Below are 18,239 nucleotides of genomic sequence, written 5' to 3' on the forward strand. Positions count from 1 at the left end.
CGGGTGGCGGGCCAAGGTCGAGTCATGACACCCCTTGTGTCAACCTCAGGTTCGAAGTCAGGTTGCGGCCTGTTGTTCGACGCGCTCGCGGGCACCGCCGTGCAGGGCTGGGTCGTAGGTCGTGCCGTTGTGCCAGCAGCGCCACATGACCCGGATCCAGGCTCGGGCCAGGACGCGGGTGGCGTGGGGGTGATCCTTGCCCGAGGCGCGGGCACGGTGGTAGATGTCTGCGGCCCAGGGGCTGGAGAAGCGGCTGTTCGCGGCGAAGGTGGTGATCGCGGCGCGCAGGCGTTTGTTGCAGGCCCAGCGGAACGACACTCCGCGTTGTTTGCCCGAGGCTTTGGTGACCGGGGTGATTCCGGCCAGCGCGGCGATCGCGTCGGGGTTGTCGAATACCTCACGGGCGTCACCCCATTCGGCCAGGATCTGCGCGGCGTTGATCGTGCCGGCGCGGGGAAAGGACCGGAACAGTGCGCCGTCGGGATGGTTGTCCATCTTCTCGGTGATGGAGCGGTCCAGGGCCTTGATCGCGGTGTTGAGCGCGCTCAGCACGCTGACCTGGGCCAGCACCGCGTCACGCACGCCCTCGGTGAGCGCGGGGTCGCTCGCGCCGGTCGGGGCCGAGCGCAGCCGGGCCAGCAGCACGGCGGCGGGTTTCTTGCCCGAGTAGCCCTGTTCGGCGCAGAACGCGGCGATCCGCTTCTCGGTCAGCGATGCCGCAGAGGCGGCGGTGGGGTATCTGGTCAGGAACGCCAGCGCGATGGCGGACTCGATGTTGGCGAAGATGGCTTTGGCTCCGGGCCAGTGCGCGTCCAGCAGCGCGGCGAGCTGGTTGGTCGCAGCGACCCGGGCTTGCACCAGGTCGCCGCGGGTGCGGGTCACGGTGCGGATTGCCTTGGTATGACCAGACATTGGTGCGGCGGGGCGCAGCCGGTGGATACGCACGCGCAGGTAGTCGGCGATCACCTCGGCATCGCCGGGGTCGGACTTCGCACCCGAGAGGACCTCGGACTCGCGCCAGGTCTTGATCGCGGTCGGCTTGACCGGCAGCACTGGGTGTCCGGCCGCGAGCAAGGCGTCCACCAGCCTCCCGTCCGGGCGTTCGACCGCGACCGGCACCCGCTGGGCGTGGCCGAGTTTGTCCAGCCGGGCGGCCAGCCGGGTGAACCCGGCGGCGGTGTGCTCGATGGTGAAGGCGGCGATCTTTCGTCCGGTCTGGTCGAGCACGCATACGGCGTGTTCGGTTGCGGCCCAGTCGATCCCGATGAAGAACAACGGTCCGTCTTGTTGCGACAACTACGTCGCCTTCCTGTTCGCATCTCGAGGCAGGAACCAGGCGGAGGCGAGGAAACCGACAGCGGAGTGGTCACTAACCGGCGCTCTACGGCGCGTCCCTTTGTCATCGCTTCACGGTTTCAGGGAAGCCGGGGGCGGCAGTGTCATGAAGGCCCTTGAAGGGCGACCAACACAGGCCGTCACCCCGGCTTCCGCCTGGTTCTTACCACACACGCCGTATTGGCGTCTGCAAGAAAGAGGGTCCACTAGTGACCAACACGACAACGGCCCTGGTGACCGGGGCGAACAAGGGAATCGGCCGCGAAACGGTCCGGCGGCTGGCCGAACTCGGCTGGCGGGTATTCCTCGGTGCCCGCGACGCGGAGCGGGGCAAGGCGGCCGCGTTCGAACTCGCCGAACAGGGTTTGGACGTCGAGTTCGTCCAGTTGGATGTGACGTCCGTCGAATCGATCGCGGCCGCCGCCCAGACCATCGCGGGCCGGACGCCGCACCTGGATGTTCTGATCAACAATGCGGGTATCGGCGGTACGCGCGCCACACCCGCCGATACCGTGGCCGCGGATTTCCGAAATGTCTTCGAGACCAACGTTTTCGGGCCCGTGCAGGTGACCCACGCCTTTCTCCCGCTGCTGCGCGCGGCCACCAACCCACGCATCGTGATGGTGTCCAGCGGCATCGGTTCGATCGCCATCACCTCCGATCCGAGCCGGATCGAATCGCAGATCCTCGGGCTGGTCTATCCCTCCTCGAAGACCGCACTGAACATGATCACCACGCAGTACTCCCGCGAACTGCCGCAGATGCGGGTCAATGCCGCCGATCCCGGCTACACCGCAACGGATCTGAACGGGAACGCAGGGCATCAAACGGTCACCGAAGGCACCGACGCCATCGTGCACTTGGCGACGATCGGACCTGACGGACCCACTGGGGGATTCTTCAACCGTTTCGGCGCGGTTCCCTGGTGAACACTGGGCCGGGACCCGAGGCGCCTCCGTGCTCGTGCTCATGGCAGATCCTCGGGCCTGACGCCATACGTCGGTTCTCGCTTTCGAGTGCGCGAACCGACTCCATCTGTCCGAACCCTTCGGTCTTAATTGAAGCCTTCAGCGGGCCCCACCATTGACATACAGCGTCTGCCCGCTGACATAGGACGCCTCATCACTGGCCAGAAAAGCGATCACCGCGGCAACCTCCTCGGGCTGTCCCACGCGGCCCAGGGGTGTCCGCTCGGCCACCGCCTTCTGATGGTCTTCGGCCGTCACCCCGACCCGGTTCGCGGTCGCGGCTGTCATCGCGGTGGCGATGTAGCCGGGCGCGACGGCATTGACATTGATGTTGTAGGGCCCGAGCTCGATGGCCAGCGTCGCGGTCAGGCCCTGGATGCCCGCCTTCGCGGCGGCGTAATTCGCCTGACCGCGGTTGCCGAGCGCCGAGCGGCTCGACAGCGAGACGATCTTGCCGTAGCGCTGGGCGACCATGTACTCCTGGGCCACCTGGGTGCAGTGGAAAACACCGGTCAGATTGACCGAGAGCACCGCATTCCAGTCGTCCTCGGAGAGCCGGAAGAACAGATCGTCGCGGGTGATGCCCGCATTATTGACCAGAATGTGCGGACCGCCGAGATCGGTTGCGATATCGGCGAATACGGATTCCACCGAGGCGCGGTCGGTGACATCGCAGACATAACTGCGGGCCGCGCCGCCCGCCGCGACGATTTGCTCGGCAGTGTCCTCGGGTGCATTGCGGTCGAGCACCGCGACCTGTGCGCCCTGGGCGGCGAGCAGCTGCGCGGTGGCCGCGCCGATACCCTGTGCCGCGCCGGTGACCACGGCGACCCGGTCGGTGAATCTGGTCATCGGACGTCCTCCTCGGGAGTTTGATACGGCGGTCATCACAGGGCTGTAGCGTGAAGACGACCGGCTTCGACCGTGGGGAATAAGCGTGTCGAATTCATGCCCGGCATTACCGGTTCCGAAAACGATGCTGATGCAGAGAGTTTCACTGTTTCACGACCTAACTTGTTAATGGGTGAGGCATGGGGGAGACGCTGGTGAAGCGGGCGTACAAGTACCGCTTCTATCCGACCGAGCAGCAGGAGCGGGAGCTTGTGCGCACGTTCGGATGTGTTCGCCTGGTTTACAACAAGGCACTCGAAGCCAGGACCACCGCGTGGTACAGCGAGCAGCGTCGCGTCAACTACAACGAAACTTCCGCGATGCTGACTGCGTGGAAGAAAACCGATGATCTGAAGTTCTTGGGGGAGGTGTCGTCGGTGCCGTTGCAGCAGGCGCTGCGGCATCTGCAGCGTGCGTTCGCCAGTTTCTTCGACAAGCGGGCGCGCTATCCGCGTTTCAAGTCGAGGAAGAACTCTCGGGCGTCGGCGGAGTACACGCGGTCGGCGTTCACATATCGTGACGGGCAACTTACTCTCGCGAAGATGGCCGATCCAGTGAATATCGTGTGGTCTCGGCCGTTGCCGGAGGGCGCGGAACCGTCCACGGTCACGGTGTCTCGTGACAGTGCGGGCCGCTGGTTCGTGTCGGTGCTCACCGAGACCGTGGTAACTCATCACCCGCGCACCGATAGCGTCGTTGGTGTCGATGCCGGGATCACCTCGCTGCTGGCGTTGTCGACCGGTGAGAAGATCACCAACCCAAAACATCAGCGGCGAGAACACGCGCGGCTGGTGAAAGCTCAACGATCCCTTGCCCGCAAGAGCAAGGGGTCGCGCAACCGGCAGAAGGCTCGCCGGAAGGTGGCGCGTATCCACGCCCGTATCACCGACCGTCGCAGAGACTATCTGCACAAACTCAGTACTCGTCTCGTTCGTGAGAACCAAACGATCGTGATCGAGGATCTGAACGTGGCGGGGATGCTGGGCAATCACCGTCTGGCGCGTGCGATCTCCGATGCCTCGTGGTCGCAATTGCGTTCCATGCTGGAATATAAAGCCGCCTGGTACGGGCGTGAGGTGATCGCCGTGGACCGGTGGTTCCCGTCGAGCAAAACCTGCTCGGGGTGTGGATTGCTGAACGATGCTATGGGGCTGGATGTACGGGAATGGGTGTGCCGGTGCGGTGTGACCCATGATCGCGACATCAACGCCGCGAGGAACATTTTGGCCGCCGGGCTGGCGGTCGCTGCCTGTGGAGGCGGTGCAAGACCGAACCGGCAGTCGTCGGCGCGGCAGTCGCCGGTGAAGCAGGAAACCCGACCTGTGAAGGTTGGAATCCCCCGCCTGTAGGTGTGAGGAGGAAGTCAACAGAATGCGCTGACTCCGGTCAGCGCACGACCGATCAGTAGCTTCTGGATCTGGCTCGTGCCCTCGTACAGGGTCATCACCTTGGCGTCGCGCAGATATTTGCCGACCGGGAATTCGTCGATATAGCCATAACCGCCGAAGACCTGCAGCGCCCGATCGGCGGCCCGCACCGCGGCCTCACTCGCGAACAGTTTGGCCTTCGACGACTCGACGGCGAATTCGGCACCACGGTCGATCAGATCGGCCACCCGCCACACCAGTAGCCGGGCCGCGTCCACATCGAGGGCGATATCGGCGAGCAGCTCCTGCACCAGCTGATGCCCGGCGATCGGCTTGCCGAATTGTTCGCGCTCGGTGGCATATCCGACCGCGGCGTCCAGGCAGGCCTGTGCGATGCCGACACAACCGGCGGCCACCGACATCCTGCCCTTGGCCAGCGCCGCCATCGCGACAGTGAAGCCCTTGCCCGCATCGTGCAATCGGGCGCTGTCGGGGACCCGGACGCCGTCGAGGACAAGTTCGGCGGTGGCCTGCCCGCGCAGTCCCAGCTTGCCGTGGATGGCGCGGGCGGTGAAGCCGGGGGAGTCGGTCGGCACCAGGAACGCGGTGATGCCGCGATGCCCTTCGCCGCCGGTGCGGGCAAAAACGAGGGCGACGTCGGCCCAGGTGCCGTTGGTGATGAACATCTTGGTCCCGGACAACACCCAGTCGTCACCGTCGCGAACCGCGCGGGTGCGCAATTGTGCCGCATCCGAACCGGTCCCCGGCTCGGTGAGGCCGAAGCAACCGAGTGTGGCACCCGAGGTCAGGCGCGGCAGCCAGGTGCGCTTCTGCTCCTCGGTGCCGTAGTGATCGATCGACTTGGCGACCAAACCCAAAGAGACCGAGACGATTCCGCGTACTGCGGAGTCACCGCGCCCGAGTTCCTCGAGTACCAGACAGTAGGTGAGATGGTCGCCGCCGCTGCCGCCGTACTCCTCGGGAATGGTCAGACCGAGGAAACCGACTTCACCCAGTTCGGCCACGATCGCGGTATCGACGGATTCGGTCCGGTCCCACTCCGTCGCATGCGGCGCGATCTCGCGGTCGACGAATTCGGCGGCAAGCCGCTTGGCGGCGGCCTGTTCGTCGGACAGTTCCAGGTTCATCACGACTCCGGGGCAAGAAAACTAACAGCGGAAGTTTCCCGTATGCTAACTGTCGATAAACTAGCGATGCAAGTTTGATGGTGTGGGTATCCGCCGTGTGACACTGGATTGATCGACCAGGAGGTTTTCGTGGGAAGACCCCGCCACCCCTTGCTCAGCCGCGATCGCATCGTGTCGGCCGCGCTGGATCTGGTGGATGCCGAAGGTCTGGAGGCGGTTTCGATGCGCCGACTCGCCACCGAACTCGGCGTGCAGGGCCCATCGCTCTACAACCATGTGGCCACCAAGGACGACCTGCTGGACGCGATGGTCGATGCCGTACTCGGCCAGATCGATCTGTCCATGTTCACCGATATCTCGGATTGGCGGGTGGCACTGCGCGATTGGGCCAGGTCGTATCGGGCGGCCCTGGCGGCGCATCCGAAGGTGGTGCCCGCCCTGAATCAGGGCATGGGTCGACGGCCGAATGCGTTGCGGCAGGCCGATGCGGTCTTCGGGGGTCTGGTGGCGGCGGGCTGGCCGCGCCGCGAGGCCACCCAGGTGGGTGCGCTCATGCGGTTCTTCGTCACCGGGTCGACGCTGGGGTCGTTCGCGGGCGGGTTCCCGGAGGACGCGGCGGTCTATCGCGGAAATTATCCGCATCTGGACGAGGCGCATCTGCTGTCGGGGCGGCAGCGCGATATCGATGACGCCGCCTTCGAAACCGGGTTGCGCGCGTTGCTGGACGGGTTGTCGTTGCGGTTCGAGACGCTGGAGGGTGCGGCGGGCGGGTGCTAGCGCGCGGCCAGCCAGTCCGGGAATTCGGTCAGCTCACCGAGGACGAAATCCGCTCCCGCCGTGCGCAATTCGTCGGCATCGCAGGGGCCGGTGGTGACCCCGAGCGCAAAGACGTCCGCCGCCCGCGCCCCGCGCATATCGCCCTCGTGATCGCCGACGAACAGGTCCGCGCCGTGCTCGCGCAACGCCGCCGCCTTACCGTCCGACCACAGATCACCGACCACCTCATCGATCCGCCACCCGAGTTCGGCGACGTGCAGCCGGGCCAGTGGTTCGTGTTTGCCGGTCACGATGAGCACCCGCCCGCCGCGCGCACGGACGGCATCCAATGCGGCATCGGCACCGGGCATGGCCGGAATGTAGGGCACGATCGATGGATAGATCTCGCGATAGCGGGTCACCAGTGCCGGAATGAGCTCCTCGGGCGCACCGGCGTCTGCCAGCAGCATCGCCAGCGGCGGCCCGAGCCGGTCGGCCAGTTCGGCACTACGCAACGGCAGACCGAACTCCGTGGCCAACTGCTCGATCGCCTTGCACACACCCGGCCGGGAATCGATCAGCGTCATATCGAGGTCGAAGCCGACGGTCCAGGTCACTCCATGACCCTATCGTCGACGCTCGATCAGCCGCGCGACAGGACCAGCGGTTAACCAAACAGGGCACGACGAAGATCAATCAGGGGGAACATTTCCGCAGGCGGCGCGAAAAGCAGGTCGCCGACCTTACAGTTGACCGACAGCGAAGGGCTCCGGTCTGCATCGCGGAGGACGAGATGACGAGCCAGCGCCAGCCACCGACCGTGGGCTCGATATTCGGGCACTACCGGTTGGATCGGCTGCTCGGGCGCGGAGGCATGGGCGAGGTCTACGAGGCCTACGACATGCGCAAGCGCCGCAGCGTGGCGATCAAGGTGCTCCTCGAACGGCTTGCGCAGGACGAGGGGTACCGCGAGCGGTTCCAGCGCGAGGCCGACGCCGCCGCGCGACTGCGCGAACCGCATGTCATCCCGATTCACGATTACGGCGAGATCGACGGCCACCTGTATATCGACATGCGCCTGGTGGACGGTGTCAGCCTGCCGTCGGTATTGGAAAGCAAGGGGCCGATGCCTGCGCGGCAGGCAGTGGCGGTGATCCGGCAGATCGCGTCGGCATTGGATGCCGCGCACGCCGAAGGACTCGTCCATCGTGACGTCAAACCGGACAATATTCTCCTCACGCCGGAAGGTTTCGCCTATCTGGTCGACTTCGGTATCGCGCATTCCGATGCCGATCAGGGGTTGACGACCCACGGTGCGGTGATCGGTTCATTCAGCTACATGGCGCCGGAACGGTTCCGTTCCGAGCACACCACGCCCGCGGTCGATGTCTACTCGCTGGCGTGCGTGCTCTACGAATGCCTCACCGGCGCACGGCCGTATGCGGGCACCACCGACGCCGAGATCATCAGCGCGCATCTGTTCGGTCCGGTGCCGCGACCGAGCACGAACCGGCCGGATGTGTCGCCCGCGCTCGATACCGTCATCGAGCACGGTATGGCCAAAAACGTGCGCGAACGTTACCGGGCGGCGGGGGACCTCGCGTATGCGGCGGAGGCGGCGCTGACGAGTGCCGGTGCGGTCACCGAGGGGCGCACGGCGTTGTCCGCGATCGGGGTGCACGATGAACGAACCTCGAATCGTGAAGCCGGACAAGGCAGCTCGCCCGATACCGCGACCAGTGACGATCTGTTATCCGTTGCCCGGAAACCCGGTACGGAGCAGCCCGAAGCCGAGACAAGGGATACACAGGGTGTCACGGTGGCCGAACCGCGCCGCCGACACCGCAGGCTGACCGCGCTGGTCCTGGCACTCGCCGCTGTGATCGCCGCCGGGGCCGGATACGGGGCCTGGACCATGCTCGGCGATCGAAAGGGCACCGCGGTCGCCGACGCCACCGCACTGCGCGACGCCGATATCGATTTGCTGAAGATCGTCGCCCAGACCGGCCGCAAACGATCTACCTGCCAGCACGAGCAGCCCGATACCTCCACCACCGTCGCGGTCATCTTCTGCCCGGACAACCCTGCGGCCAGCGAGTCGGCGGTCCGATACATGCGGTTCCGCAATCTCGACGCACTACGCGACTACTACAACCTCCTGATCCGCACCTTCCAGACCACCAACTGCCCCGGCGACCCCGCCGGGGCAGACGGCCCGGTGATGTACGAGGGCAAGGAGATCGGCCGGAAGGCGTGCCTCGCCAACCGCGCCGACGACCCCAACGTGCCGAAACCATCCCTGCTGCTGACCGATGAGCCCCAGCTCGCGCTGGCGTTCTTCATCTGGCCGTCGCCGAGCGACCAGCCGCTGCGCGACTACCTGTCCAAGTTCGCCGCCAGCCAGTTCCTGACCGCCGAAGCCGCCCGTGACCCGGACTTTTTCACCCCCGAGGACCGCGTCCTCCTCGGGCATCTCGGCAATGCCTTCGGTCCGGCGAACTGTCGGCACGTGCCGCCGCCCGGCGGCACGGTGAACGCCGCCATCGTATGCAGTACCCCGCCCGACTATCCGTCCGCACTGTTCTTCGGATTCCCGGACGCCCAGTCCGCAGACACCTTGTACCGGGCCGACGTCGGGGTGCTCGGCGGACACGCCTGCGGTGGCGGGGGCGCCGACGAGGTGTGGCGCAGCGGGGGCAAGGATGTCGGCCGATTCTTCTGCTTCCTGGACAACGATCCGGATATCGGCACCCGGACCTGCCTGATCGCCGTGCACTCCGATGCCCACCTGATCACCCAGTTCTGCACACTGGTGCCGGAAAACCCGCTCCCCGGACCGAAAACCGAAGCCCAACTGCGGGACTGGTTCGATAAGCACATCACCTAGTTGTGCGGCATGACGCCGAAGGTGAATTCGGTATCGCCGATACGGATCGTCACACCATCGGTGAGCGCGGCGCCGTCGATGACCCGAACCCCGCCGACGAACACACCGTTGGAGGACAGTAGATCCTTCAGCACACACGTCAGCCCATTGCTGACGATCACCGCGTGATGGCGGCTTACCTTGCCGTCGTCGAGCACGATGTCGTTATCGGGCAGTCGGCCGATGCGGGTGAACGGGCCGGTGATCGGGAACGTCTGCCCGGTCGAATCCCGCAGGTACGCTTGGGATCCGGGCGCTATCAGATCGACGACGGTAGTGGCCCGCAGTGCCGATGCGACGGCATCGGCGGGCGGGGTGAGCGGTTCCTGGCGCAGCATCTTGGCCTCGAGTTCGCGAATCGAGGCCACCGGATCGATGCCGAGTTCATCGGCGAGGGTCACCCGCAATCGGCGCAGCGCCTCGAGTGCGTCGCTCTGCCGACCGCTCACGTACAGCGCGGTGATCAGCTGCTCCCACAGCGGTTCGCGCAGTGGATACCTGTCGGCCAATTCGGCCAGCTCGGCGATGACGCCGTCGGCCCGGCCCTGCGCGATCTCGGCTTGGGCGCGGGCTTCGATGACACCGATCCGTTCGTCGTCGAGGGCGGTGGCGAAGGCATCGGCGAAACCGAGGCCCTGCAGGTCCGCCAGCGCGGTGCCGCGCCACTGCGCGAGCGCGCTGGAAAGCACCTCACCGGCCACCGAGAACCGTCCCGCGGCCATGGCCCGCAATCCGGATTCCTTGCGCGTACGGAACCGCTGGACATCACAGCTGTCCGCGGGCACCGTGATCCGGTAGCCCGTCCCTGCGCGCGAAAGGATCGTGCGCGCGTCGAGTCCGGCATCCCGCAACGGCTTTCGCAGATTCGACACGATGGTGTGCAGGCTGATCCGGATATCCGGCGGCGGATTCTCCTCCCATACCGCCTGCGCCAGCGCCTCCGTCGACACCGGCCGGTTCGCATTGACCACCAGATACGCCAATACCGCACGCTGTTTCACACCACCGAGCGGTTGCGCGACCCCGTCGATCGTCAACTGCACCGGCCCGAGCACCCCGAAACCCGCCCGCATATCCGACATCCCCCAGTCCTCCCGTTCTCGAAATGCCTTTGACGTCCTCCTCGCCCTGAAGGACGGGGATTCCTAACCTGTTGCTAGGCAACGGTTAGGGGTTCCTGCTTCACGGACCGGCTAGTGCCGAGGTCTTCACAGGCTGTCACCGCAAGTCCTGCGGCGAGGATGTTCTTGGCCGCGTTCACATCCGCGTTCTCACTGTGACCGCATGTGACACACCGATACACCGCTTGGCTCTCACGGCTCTTGGGATTCACGTCGCGGCAGCTTGAACACGTTTGCGATGTGTACGCGGCCGGGATCTTCACAATCTTGATGCCCGTGTAGCGGGCGACATTCGCCAGGGCTAGCTCGAACTGATGCCAGCCCTTCGTAAGGATGGCTCGGTTGAGCCCAGCCTTCTGGCGCACCTGCTTGCCGGGTTCAGCGGCTGTGCCCTTCGCTGAGGCGGTCATGTTGCGGGTGCGCAGCTGTTCGAGCACGACCAAGCCATGCTTGGCGGCCAGTACTTGGGCGGTCTGGTTGTTGAAGTCTGCTCGTCGGTCCCGCTCCCGCCTGCGGACAGCCCGCATCGCGGTGATCGTCTTCTTGCGGTTGGCGGAACCTTTCTTCTGGCGTGCGAGTTGCTGCTGCAACCGGCGATACCGCTTCGCCTCACCCGGCGTGGTGAAGGCGCGGTCGAACATGTCGCCGTCCGAGCAGGCGACAGCAACTGCGATACCGCGATCCACACCCACCGCCGACGCGGACGGATGCTGATTCGGTGTTACCTCGCCGTCCTCGACCAGGAATGACACATACCAGCGTTTTCCGTCCCGGCTGATTGTGGCCGAGCGGACAGCGCCACCGAGTGCACGGGACCAGCGGAACCGCACCCATCCGAGCTTCGGCAGCTTGCATCGCCCCCACCTGCGGCCCAGGCGCTCGACAGTGATCTTGCCGCCTTCGGGGAACCGGAACGACGGAGCCCAGCGACGCGAAGACCGCCACCGAACCCGCCAGGTACCGTGCGTCTTGCACGCCTTCTCCAGATCCATCAGGGTTTGCTGAAGGCAGTGCCCCGGCGCGGTCGTCAGCCATGCATGTTCGGTCTTGGCGTCGGCGAGTTCTTTGGCCTGCTGGTTGTAATTGATCCAGGCGTCACGCCGTCGGTATTCGCGGCGTTGCTCCAACGCGGTGTTCCACACTGCCCGGCAGGTATCACCGATGAGCTCGGCGAACCTGGCCTGTTCGGGCGTGAATACCACCCGATACCGCCGACCCGTCAACATGCTCGACAGTTTAAGCTCGCCAACTCGCTGAAGGGCGTGTCGTCGTGGCTGGTCCGCTCTGTGCCGGAAACTGGCCCGAACTGTCGCTCGTATATATCTTCGGGCGACTGCACGCGGTATCGATATTCGGGGCGAATGTCTTTCCGGAGACGGTGACGATCGGGCTCGAACAGCCGGGAGTCAGCGAATGGGTGACCGGCAAGTTCGTGCTGGAGGTGTGGGAGAACGCCGATCACGATCGGACGCTGCGCGTCACGGTGGAATTGGTCCCCGATGAACCGAATACCCCCGAACGCACCCGACGCGTCGCCGAATCGATTCGCGACGAATTGCTGCGCCGCAATAGCGAATACGCGCATTACGTTCCGCCCGAACGTCACCTGCCGCATGTCGAGCTGCGCCCCACCGGCGATCCGGACTACTTCCCGATCGGGGTGAAGCACCGCTATACACGCTGAGCGTGTTATTCCTCGGCGCGGAACTGGGCGCGCTTGTAGTCGCCGTACGGTTCGTCGCGTTCGCGCACGGCCTCGCGGAAACCGACGGTGGCCGAACGCAGTTGGAAGGCGTAACCCTCGCGCGTGTGCCGGGAGATCCCGTCGAATACCGTGCTGATCATCGCGGAATTCGTCACGCCCTGCGAATGCAGCGCCGAATTGAGCGCCAGTTTGGCCATCATCAGCTGGTTGATCGGCATGCGCGCGATGCGTGCCACCAATGCCTCGGCACGCTCGTCGAGTTCATCGGCCGGACACGATTCGACCGCGAGGCCCCACTCTTCGGCCTGCTTCCCGCTGATGCAGTCACCGGTGAACAGCAGCCGCTTGGCGCGCTGATCGCCGAGGCGATGGGCCCACATGCCCGCCGCCGGAATACCCCATACGCGGGTGGGCGGGTAGCCGATTTTGGTGTCGTCGGCGCAGATGATCTGGTCGGAGTAGAGCGCGATATCGGTGCCGCCCGCGATGGCGAAACCATGCAGTTTCGCGACCGTCGGCTTGTTCGCGTTCATCAGGCTGGCGAAACCGCGGTTGAACCGGCTCATCATGGCGTAGTCGATCATCGGATCCCAAGTGCCCCAGGGATTGTGATTGACCGCCTGCACCACCGGATCGGCCACGGTGCCGGTGGTGTCGATCGAACCGTCGACACCGTGGCTGCCCTGTTCGGCGAACATATCCAGGTCGTAGCCGCCGCAGAAACCCTTGCCGCGCCCGGATACCAGGATGACGTGCACCCGCGGATCCAGATCGGCCCGCTCGACCGCATGGGCGAGATCGACCGGGGTGTCCGGGGTGATCGTATTGCCCTTCTCCGGGCGGTTGAAGGTGATGCGCGCGATGCGCCCGTCGCGCTCATAGGTGAGCGTGCGGTACTCGCGTTCGCCAGCGGGCTCGGGCCGATCCCGCCACGGCGAATCGGGCACCTCTGTCCAGTTCTCGTACCAGGCCGCGGGGCGGGTGCCCGCATGGTTCGAAAAGGCTTCGCTATCAGGCTGATTCACGTGGAACTCCCGGTGCACTCGATGCCGTATTCGCGGCAACGGTGCACCACGCCACCGGCGGTCGCTGCATCGTTGCGCTCGATGCCACCGTAGCGAACCGGCTCGAGCTCAGGCCTCGGGTGCCACGGTGTCGTCGGGGAAGGAGTGGTGTTCGTGCACCACGACCCAGCGTCCGTACTGTTTGCGCAGGCCGAAGGTGATCCGCAGGCGCTTGGCCGGATCGCGGGCGAAATCCTCCGCGGTGCCGCACAGCAGCAGCGCATGCGCGAATGCCACGTCTGCGCCCGCCTCTACCTCCAGCGAAACGATGTCGAATGTCGCACCCGATGCCTGCCATTCGAAGAAGCCGGGCCAGGTCTCCCGATAGGCGTCGATACCGCGCACACCTTCATTCGGCGGGGGCACATCGAACATCACGATATCGTCGGCGTGATCGGTGACTACACCGGCCAAGTCGCCGGTATGCACCGCCGCCGCCCATCGCTCGATCAGGATTCGGATCTGCTTCTCGTCATCGGACATATCGGGTCGTCGTCCTCTCCGGCCCGGCCGCCGGGGTGTGCGCCGTGGCTCCTACCCAGAGAGCGTGCCGAATTCACCACGCGGACGCAATGACTCGGAATGCATTCGTGCAAGATCCCAATGGCGAATTTCGCGCCGGTTACCGCTCGGCAGAAACCGTTGAGTCAGTTATGGTCGGGGCGGCGAGAGTGGAGCGTTTACGGCCGTAGCCCAGGTAGACCGCAATGCCGACGAGCACCCAAACCGCGAAACGCACCCAGGTCAGCCCGTCCAAGGTGGTTGCCAGCAGTACGCAGCCGATCAGCGCGAGAATCGGCACCAGCGGCACCAATGGGGTGCGGAACGGCCGTTCCCGATTCGGCTCCAGCTTTCGCAGCACCAGCACTCCGACGCAAACAACGGCGAAAGCGGACAACGCGCCGATATTCACCAATTCCACGACGATATCGATCGGCAGCAGACCGGCAATGGTCGCGCAGACGACGCCCAGCAGCAGCGTCAGCCGGACCGGAGTGGCCCGCTTACCGGTTTCGGCGAGACCGCGCGGCAGCAGACGGTCGCGGCACATCGCGAACATCAGCCGCACCTGTGCGTAGACGATCAGCAAAAGGCCCTTCGTGAGCGCGATGATCGAGGCGATCACGATGACATTGCCGATCCAGCCGACGTGCAGATTGCCGAAGGCGGTCGCGATCGGCGAGGCGTTGTTCAGGGTGGCGAACGGTGCGATGCCCGTGAGCACGGCGCTGACCAGTGCGTACAGCAGGGTAGCGATCAGGACCGTGCCGATGATCGCGAACGGGATATCGCGGCGGGGGTTGCGCGCCTCTTCGGCGGATGCGGCGACGACGTCGAAGCCGAGGAAGGCGAAGAAGGCGATCGCGGCGCCGCCGACGATGCCATCGAATCCGAACGGCGCGAACGGGGTCCAGTTGCCGATATCGATGTGCGGTGTGCCGATCGCGACGACCAGGATCAGCACGCCGATCGTCACCGCGACCAGCGCCTTGGTGATCCGGGCCGTCAGCGTCACCTCGCCGACCAGGACCGCGACGATGACGCCGATGATGAGCACGGCGGGCAGGTTGACGATGCCGCCCTCGGACGGGCCCGCCGTGATCGCGGTGGGCAATGTGATGCCGAACATGGAGTCCAGCGCCGAGACGACGCTGCCGGACCAGCCGATCGCCACAGCCGCGCCCGCGATGACGAATTCGAGCAGCAGATTCCAGCCGACCAGGAACGCCGGACCTTCGCCGAGGGTGGCGTAGGTGTAGGTATAGGCACTGCCGGAGACCGGCACCATGGCCGCGAGTTCGCTGTAGCAGAGCGCGACCAGCGCACAGACGGTTCCGGCCAGCAGGAACGACAGCACAATCGACGGCCCGGCCTTCTCGGCAGCCGCGACACCGGTGATGACGAAGATGCCCGCCCCGACGATCGTGCCCACACCCATGGCCGTGAGGTCGATCCGCCCCAGACTGCGCTTCAGGGTCGGCACCCCTGTTGCGGGGCTCGTCGCGGTGTCGGGCAGGCGGCGGCGCCACCGGGTTGGGCTGGTCATGAACTCCCTCGATGCATGCTCTGGCTCCGGCCGACCGGCGGAGTCGGCTATCCATTGTGGTCGGCGGAGTTGGCGAGGTCGACGCCGGGGCGATCAGCAAGCAATCCATAGCCGCGAATGCGTGGCGTGCAGCTGCGCGCCGCGCGCACCGCTGCAACGCACGCAAGACACCACGCCGCAATCGCTGGGCAAGCGACACTTGGACGGTTGATCACCATGTAGCCGTGGCGGCAAACATCGAGAGAAGCCCGCCGCCGGCGCATTCCCGAAGGCGGCGGCTAGACGTTACTGGAGATAACAGGTAATCTTGGGGGACGGTCGGGCAAGGGTGCTCGGGTGAGAGCAGAACGAAACGGATTACCTCAATGACGCGGCATGTCGACGTACTGATCATCGGCGCGGGCCTGTCCGGCATCGGGATGGCGTGCCATCTCACCCGCGAGCAGACCGGACGCAGCTATACGATCCTGGAACGCCGTACCGCCATCGGCGGGACCTGGGATCTGTTCCGGTACCCGGGCATCCGCTCCGACTCCGACATGTTGACCTTCGGCTTCGGCTTCCGTCCGTGGATCGGCACCAAGGTGCTCGCCGACGGACCGCACATCCGCCAGTACATCGAGGACACCGCCGCCGAATACGGCGTCACCGAGCACATTCGGTTCGGGCGCAAGATGACCAAGGCCAGCTGGTCGAGCGAAGCCGAGCTGTGGACCGTCGAGGCGCTCGACGAGCAGACCGGCGAGACCGAGATCTACACCAGCAACTTCCTCGTCGGCTGCACCGGCTACTACGACTACGACAACGGATATCGCCCGCGGTTTCCGGGCGAGGCGGAGTTCCGCGGGCAGATCGTGCACCCACAGCACTGGCCGGAAGATCTGGACTACCGCGGCAAACGCGTCGTGGTGATCGGCAGCGGCGCGACCGCGATCACGCTGGTTCCAGCGATGGCCGACGACACCGCGCACATCACCATGCTGCAGCGCTCGCCCACCTACATCACCGCACTGCCCGCCGATGACCCGGTCGCCGTCGGCATGAAGTACGCGCGGGTGCCGGAGAAGATCGCCTATCGGGCTGGCCGAGCACGCAATATCGCCTTGCAGCGCGCCAGCTTCCAGCTCTCGCGCACCAATCCCGAGCTGTCGAAGAAGCTGCTGCTCGCCGCGGTGCGGATGCAACTCGGCAAGCAGATCGATATGCGGCACTTCACGCCCTCGTACAACCCGTGGGACCAGCGGCTGTGCGTCGTCCCGAACGGCGACCTGTTCAAGGTCCTGCGCAGCGGTAAGGCATCGATCGCCACCGATCACATCGACCGCTTCACCGAAACCGGCATTCGGCTCGCATCCGGGGAAGAACTCCCCGCCGATATCGTCATCAGCGCAACCGGTCTCACCGTGCAGATCCTCGGCGGCGCGGCACTCGATGTGGACGGCGAGCCGGTGTCGACCCGTGAGCACGTGGTCTACAAGGGCACCCTGCTCGACGGCATCCCCAACGCGATGCTGGTGCTCGGCTACACGAACGCGTCGTGGACGCTGAAGGCGGATCTGGCCGCCGAATACTTCTGCCGCCTACTCAACCACATGAAGGCCAACGGCTACACCAAGGTGGTCGCGATCGCCGAAGATGCCGACCGCTCCGATCAATCACTCATGGGCGGCGCCCTGACCTCCGGCTACATCCAACGCGGCGACGGCGTCATGCCCCGCCAGGGGGCCCGCGGCCCCTGGCAGGTCATCAACAACTACTTCCGCGACCGCGCGCTACTACGCAAGGCGCCGTTGGAGGACGGGGTACTCACCTTCGACGGTGCTGCCGCCCGGCCCGGCCGCAAGTCGAGAGGCCAGGCGCGCAAGCGGATCGCCTAGCCGCGGCTGGCCGAGGACCCCGGTCAGGGGATCAGCACGAGCTTGCCGGGTGCGTGTCCGGCGATGCCGACCTCGTGGGCCTTCGCGGCTTCGGCGAGCGGGAAGGTGGTATCGACGATGACGCGCAGCGCGCCGGACCCGGCGCGCTCGACGAGCCCACCGCGCGCGGCGCCGCGGACTTCGGTGCCCGCGTCCTGCCCCGGCCCATAGCCGAGCAGCTTGATGCCTGCTTCGGCGCGTCGTGGCGACCCGGCGATCGAGGCGATCCGGGTGCGGTCGGCCACCAGCTGCAGCGAGACGTCGAGGGCCTCGTCGGTACCGGCGAAGTCGACTGCGGCGGTGATGCCCTGCGGCGCGGCGGCGCGCACCCGGTCGGCGAGTCCGGGGCCGTAAACGACAGGGATGCCGCCGAGTTCGTGCAACAGTGCGTGGTTGCGTTCGGCGGCGGTGGCGATCACCGTCGCACCCTGAGCGGTGGCCAGTTGCACGCCCATCAGGCCGACGCCGCCGGCCCCGCCGTGGACGAGTACCGTGTCGCCGGCACCCACCCCGGCGGCATGCAGTGCGTGGACGGCGGTGGTGCCGGTCAGCATCAGCGACCCTGCCTGGGCCCACCCGATCTCGGCGGGTTTGGTGAAAATCGAGGTGGCCGGGGCCGTGACGTAGTCGGCATAGGCGGCCGTCACGGGGTACACGATGACCTCGTCTCCGACCTGCACACCGGTCACATCCGCACCTACCTCGGTGACGACGCCCGCGCACTCCAGACCGATCGAGGGCATCGAGGCGGCCACCCCGGCGGCGTCCTTGTGGTCGTCGTCCACGGCGTGGAAAGCCCCGCTGTAGAGCTTCCAGTCGATCGGATTGACCCCCGCGGCCCGGACCTCGACGACCACGCCGTCGGCGGCCGCGCACGGAGTAGGCACCTCGGTCACGGCGAGCACATCGGGTGTGCCGTAGGCGGTCGGACGCACGATTCTGGGCATGACTGAGCTCCTGTCCTGGTGGGGTGGCAGTCGGCACTGCCCGGCGAA

General features: G+C 65.9%; 16 protein-coding genes. 6 read left to right on the top strand and 10 right to left on the bottom strand.

Translation table 11 applies throughout. The features are described from left to right. Window positions 1-57 precede the first annotated feature (57 nt). Entirely contained in the window at window positions 58-1,296 is a 1,239-nt protein-coding gene (locus ACQPZ2_RS21145) for an IS110 family transposase (RefSeq protein WP_433527131.1), read from the bottom strand. 248 nt (window positions 1,297-1,544) lie between these two features. Here ACQPZ2_RS21145 and ACQPZ2_RS21150 point away from each other — a divergent pair, with 248 nt between their 5' ends. After that, the gene (locus tag ACQPZ2_RS21150) at window positions 1,545-2,264 is read left to right on the top strand and encodes an SDR family oxidoreductase (protein WP_433527132.1); all 720 of its coding nucleotides are present in this window, start codon (window positions 1,545-1,547) and stop codon (window positions 2,262-2,264) included. 138 nt (window positions 2,265-2,402) lie between these two features. Here ACQPZ2_RS21150 and fabG read toward each other — a convergent pair whose 3' ends face one another. Further along, a complete protein-coding gene (fabG, locus tag ACQPZ2_RS21155) occupies window positions 2,403-3,155 on the bottom strand; it encodes a 3-oxoacyl-ACP reductase FabG (RefSeq protein WP_433527133.1) in 753 nt (250 codons plus the stop codon). A 179-nt stretch (window positions 3,156-3,334) separates the two neighbouring features. Here fabG and ACQPZ2_RS21160 point away from each other — a divergent pair, with 179 nt between their 5' ends. Beyond that, on the top strand, window positions 3,335-4,543 hold the full coding sequence (locus tag ACQPZ2_RS21160; RefSeq protein ID WP_433527134.1) for an RNA-guided endonuclease InsQ/TnpB family protein: 1,209 nt from the start codon (window positions 3,335-3,337) through the stop codon (window positions 4,541-4,543). Between the two features lie 14 nt (window positions 4,544-4,557). Here the strand turns inward: ACQPZ2_RS21160 and ACQPZ2_RS21165 are convergent, their stop codons facing one another. Then, the gene (locus ACQPZ2_RS21165; RefSeq protein WP_433527135.1) at window positions 4,558-5,709 is read right to left on the bottom strand and encodes an acyl-CoA dehydrogenase family protein; all 1,152 of its coding nucleotides are present in this window, start codon (window positions 5,707-5,709) and stop codon (window positions 4,558-4,560) included. Window positions 5,710-5,838: 129 nt separating this feature from the next. On the opposite strand from ACQPZ2_RS21165, the gene ACQPZ2_RS21170 reads away from it, so the two are divergent. Then, window positions 5,839-6,486 (top strand): TetR/AcrR family transcriptional regulator, encoded by a 648-nt coding sequence (locus tag ACQPZ2_RS21170; protein ID WP_433527136.1) that lies wholly within the window; start codon window positions 5,839-5,841, stop codon window positions 6,484-6,486. On the opposite strand, the gene ACQPZ2_RS21175 is transcribed toward ACQPZ2_RS21170, so the two are convergent. After that, entirely contained in the window at window positions 6,483-7,082 is a 600-nt protein-coding gene (locus ACQPZ2_RS21175) for an HAD family hydrolase (RefSeq protein ID WP_433527137.1), read from the bottom strand. The genes ACQPZ2_RS21170 and ACQPZ2_RS21175 overlap by 4 nt on opposite strands. A gap of 176 nt (window positions 7,083-7,258) precedes the next feature. On the opposite strand from ACQPZ2_RS21175, the gene ACQPZ2_RS21180 reads away from it, so the two are divergent. After that, entirely contained in the window at window positions 7,259-9,352 is a 2,094-nt protein-coding gene (locus ACQPZ2_RS21180) for a serine/threonine-protein kinase (RefSeq protein ID WP_433527138.1), read from the top strand. Here the strand turns inward: ACQPZ2_RS21180 and ACQPZ2_RS21185 are convergent. Next, window positions 9,349-10,473, bottom strand: a complete 1,125-nt coding sequence (locus ACQPZ2_RS21185) for a BTAD domain-containing putative transcriptional regulator (protein ID WP_433527139.1) — start codon at window positions 10,471-10,473, stop codon at window positions 9,349-9,351. The genes ACQPZ2_RS21180 and ACQPZ2_RS21185 overlap by 4 nt on opposite strands. A 74-nt stretch (window positions 10,474-10,547) precedes the next feature. Then, window positions 10,548-11,738 (bottom strand): RNA-guided endonuclease InsQ/TnpB family protein, encoded by a 1,191-nt coding sequence (locus ACQPZ2_RS21190; protein ID WP_433527140.1) that lies wholly within the window; start codon window positions 11,736-11,738, stop codon window positions 10,548-10,550. A gap of 44 nt (window positions 11,739-11,782) precedes the next feature. Here ACQPZ2_RS21190 and ACQPZ2_RS21195 point away from each other — a divergent pair, with 44 nt between their 5' ends. Continuing rightward, window positions 11,783-12,196 (top strand): hypothetical protein, encoded by a 414-nt coding sequence (locus ACQPZ2_RS21195; protein ID WP_433527141.1) that lies wholly within the window; start codon window positions 11,783-11,785, stop codon window positions 12,194-12,196. 5 nt (window positions 12,197-12,201) lie between these two features. On the opposite strand, the gene ACQPZ2_RS21200 is transcribed toward ACQPZ2_RS21195, so the two are convergent. The 3 genes from ACQPZ2_RS21200 to ACQPZ2_RS21210 all read right to left on the bottom strand — a co-directional run bounded on the left by ACQPZ2_RS21200 (window position 12,202) and on the right by ACQPZ2_RS21210 (window position 15,328). Further along, window positions 12,202-13,242 carry a crotonase/enoyl-CoA hydratase family protein gene (locus ACQPZ2_RS21200; protein WP_433527142.1) on the bottom strand — a complete coding sequence of 347 codons (1,041 nt, stop codon included), beginning with the start codon at window positions 13,240-13,242 and terminating at the stop codon, window positions 12,202-12,204. A 108-nt stretch (window positions 13,243-13,350) separates the two neighbouring features. After that, on the bottom strand, window positions 13,351-13,764 hold the full coding sequence (locus ACQPZ2_RS21205; protein WP_433527143.1) for a YybH family protein: 414 nt from the start codon (window positions 13,762-13,764) through the stop codon (window positions 13,351-13,353). Between the two features lie 139 nt (window positions 13,765-13,903). Next, window positions 13,904-15,328: an APC family permease gene (locus tag ACQPZ2_RS21210; RefSeq protein WP_433527144.1), complete on the bottom strand. Its 1,425-nt coding sequence runs from the start codon at window positions 15,326-15,328 to the stop codon at window positions 13,904-13,906. Between the two features lie 365 nt (window positions 15,329-15,693). Between ACQPZ2_RS21210 and ACQPZ2_RS21215 the strand changes: the two genes are divergently transcribed. Continuing rightward, window positions 15,694-17,205 (top strand): flavin-containing monooxygenase, encoded by a 1,512-nt coding sequence (locus ACQPZ2_RS21215; protein ID WP_433527145.1) that lies wholly within the window; start codon window positions 15,694-15,696, stop codon window positions 17,203-17,205. Window positions 17,206-17,228: 23 nt separating this feature from the next. Here ACQPZ2_RS21215 and ACQPZ2_RS21220 read toward each other — a convergent pair whose 3' ends face one another. Beyond that, window positions 17,229-18,191 carry an NADP-dependent oxidoreductase gene (locus ACQPZ2_RS21220; protein ID WP_433527146.1) on the bottom strand — a complete coding sequence of 321 codons (963 nt, stop codon included), beginning with the start codon at window positions 18,189-18,191 and terminating at the stop codon, window positions 17,229-17,231. Window positions 18,192-18,239: the final 48 nt, after the last annotated feature.

The organism is Nocardia pseudovaccinii (assembly GCF_050942345.1).
Taxonomy (GTDB): domain Bacteria; phylum Actinomycetota; class Actinomycetes; order Mycobacteriales; family Mycobacteriaceae; genus Nocardia; species Nocardia pseudovaccinii.

Coding starts and splice junctions, on each gene's coding strand:
- fabG (WP_433527133.1), bottom strand. CDS start 3,155: ATGACCAGATTCACCGACCGGGTCGCCGTGGTCACCGGCGCGGCACAG.
- ACQPZ2_RS21160 (WP_433527134.1), top strand. CDS start 3,335: ATGGGGGAGACGCTGGTGAAGCGGGCGTACAAGTACCGCTTCTATCCG.
- ACQPZ2_RS21165 (WP_433527135.1), bottom strand. CDS start 5,709: ATGAACCTGGAACTGTCCGACGAACAGGCCGCCGCCAAGCGGCTTGCC.
- ACQPZ2_RS21180 (WP_433527138.1), top strand. CDS start 7,259: ATGACGAGCCAGCGCCAGCCACCGACCGTGGGCTCGATATTCGGGCAC.
- ACQPZ2_RS21185 (WP_433527139.1), bottom strand. CDS start 10,473: ATGTCGGATATGCGGGCGGGTTTCGGGGTGCTCGGGCCGGTGCAGTTG.
- ACQPZ2_RS21190 (WP_433527140.1), bottom strand. CDS start 11,738: ATGTTGACGGGTCGGCGGTATCGGGTGGTATTCACGCCCGAACAGGCC.
- ACQPZ2_RS21205 (WP_433527143.1), bottom strand. CDS start 13,764: ATGTCCGATGACGAGAAGCAGATCCGAATCCTGATCGAGCGATGGGCG.
- ACQPZ2_RS21210 (WP_433527144.1), bottom strand. CDS start 15,328: ATGACCAGCCCAACCCGGTGGCGCCGCCGCCTGCCCGACACCGCGACG.
- ACQPZ2_RS21215 (WP_433527145.1), top strand. CDS start 15,694: ATGACGCGGCATGTCGACGTACTGATCATCGGCGCGGGCCTGTCCGGC.
- ACQPZ2_RS21220 (WP_433527146.1), bottom strand. CDS start 18,191: ATGCCCAGAATCGTGCGTCCGACCGCCTACGGCACACCCGATGTGCTC.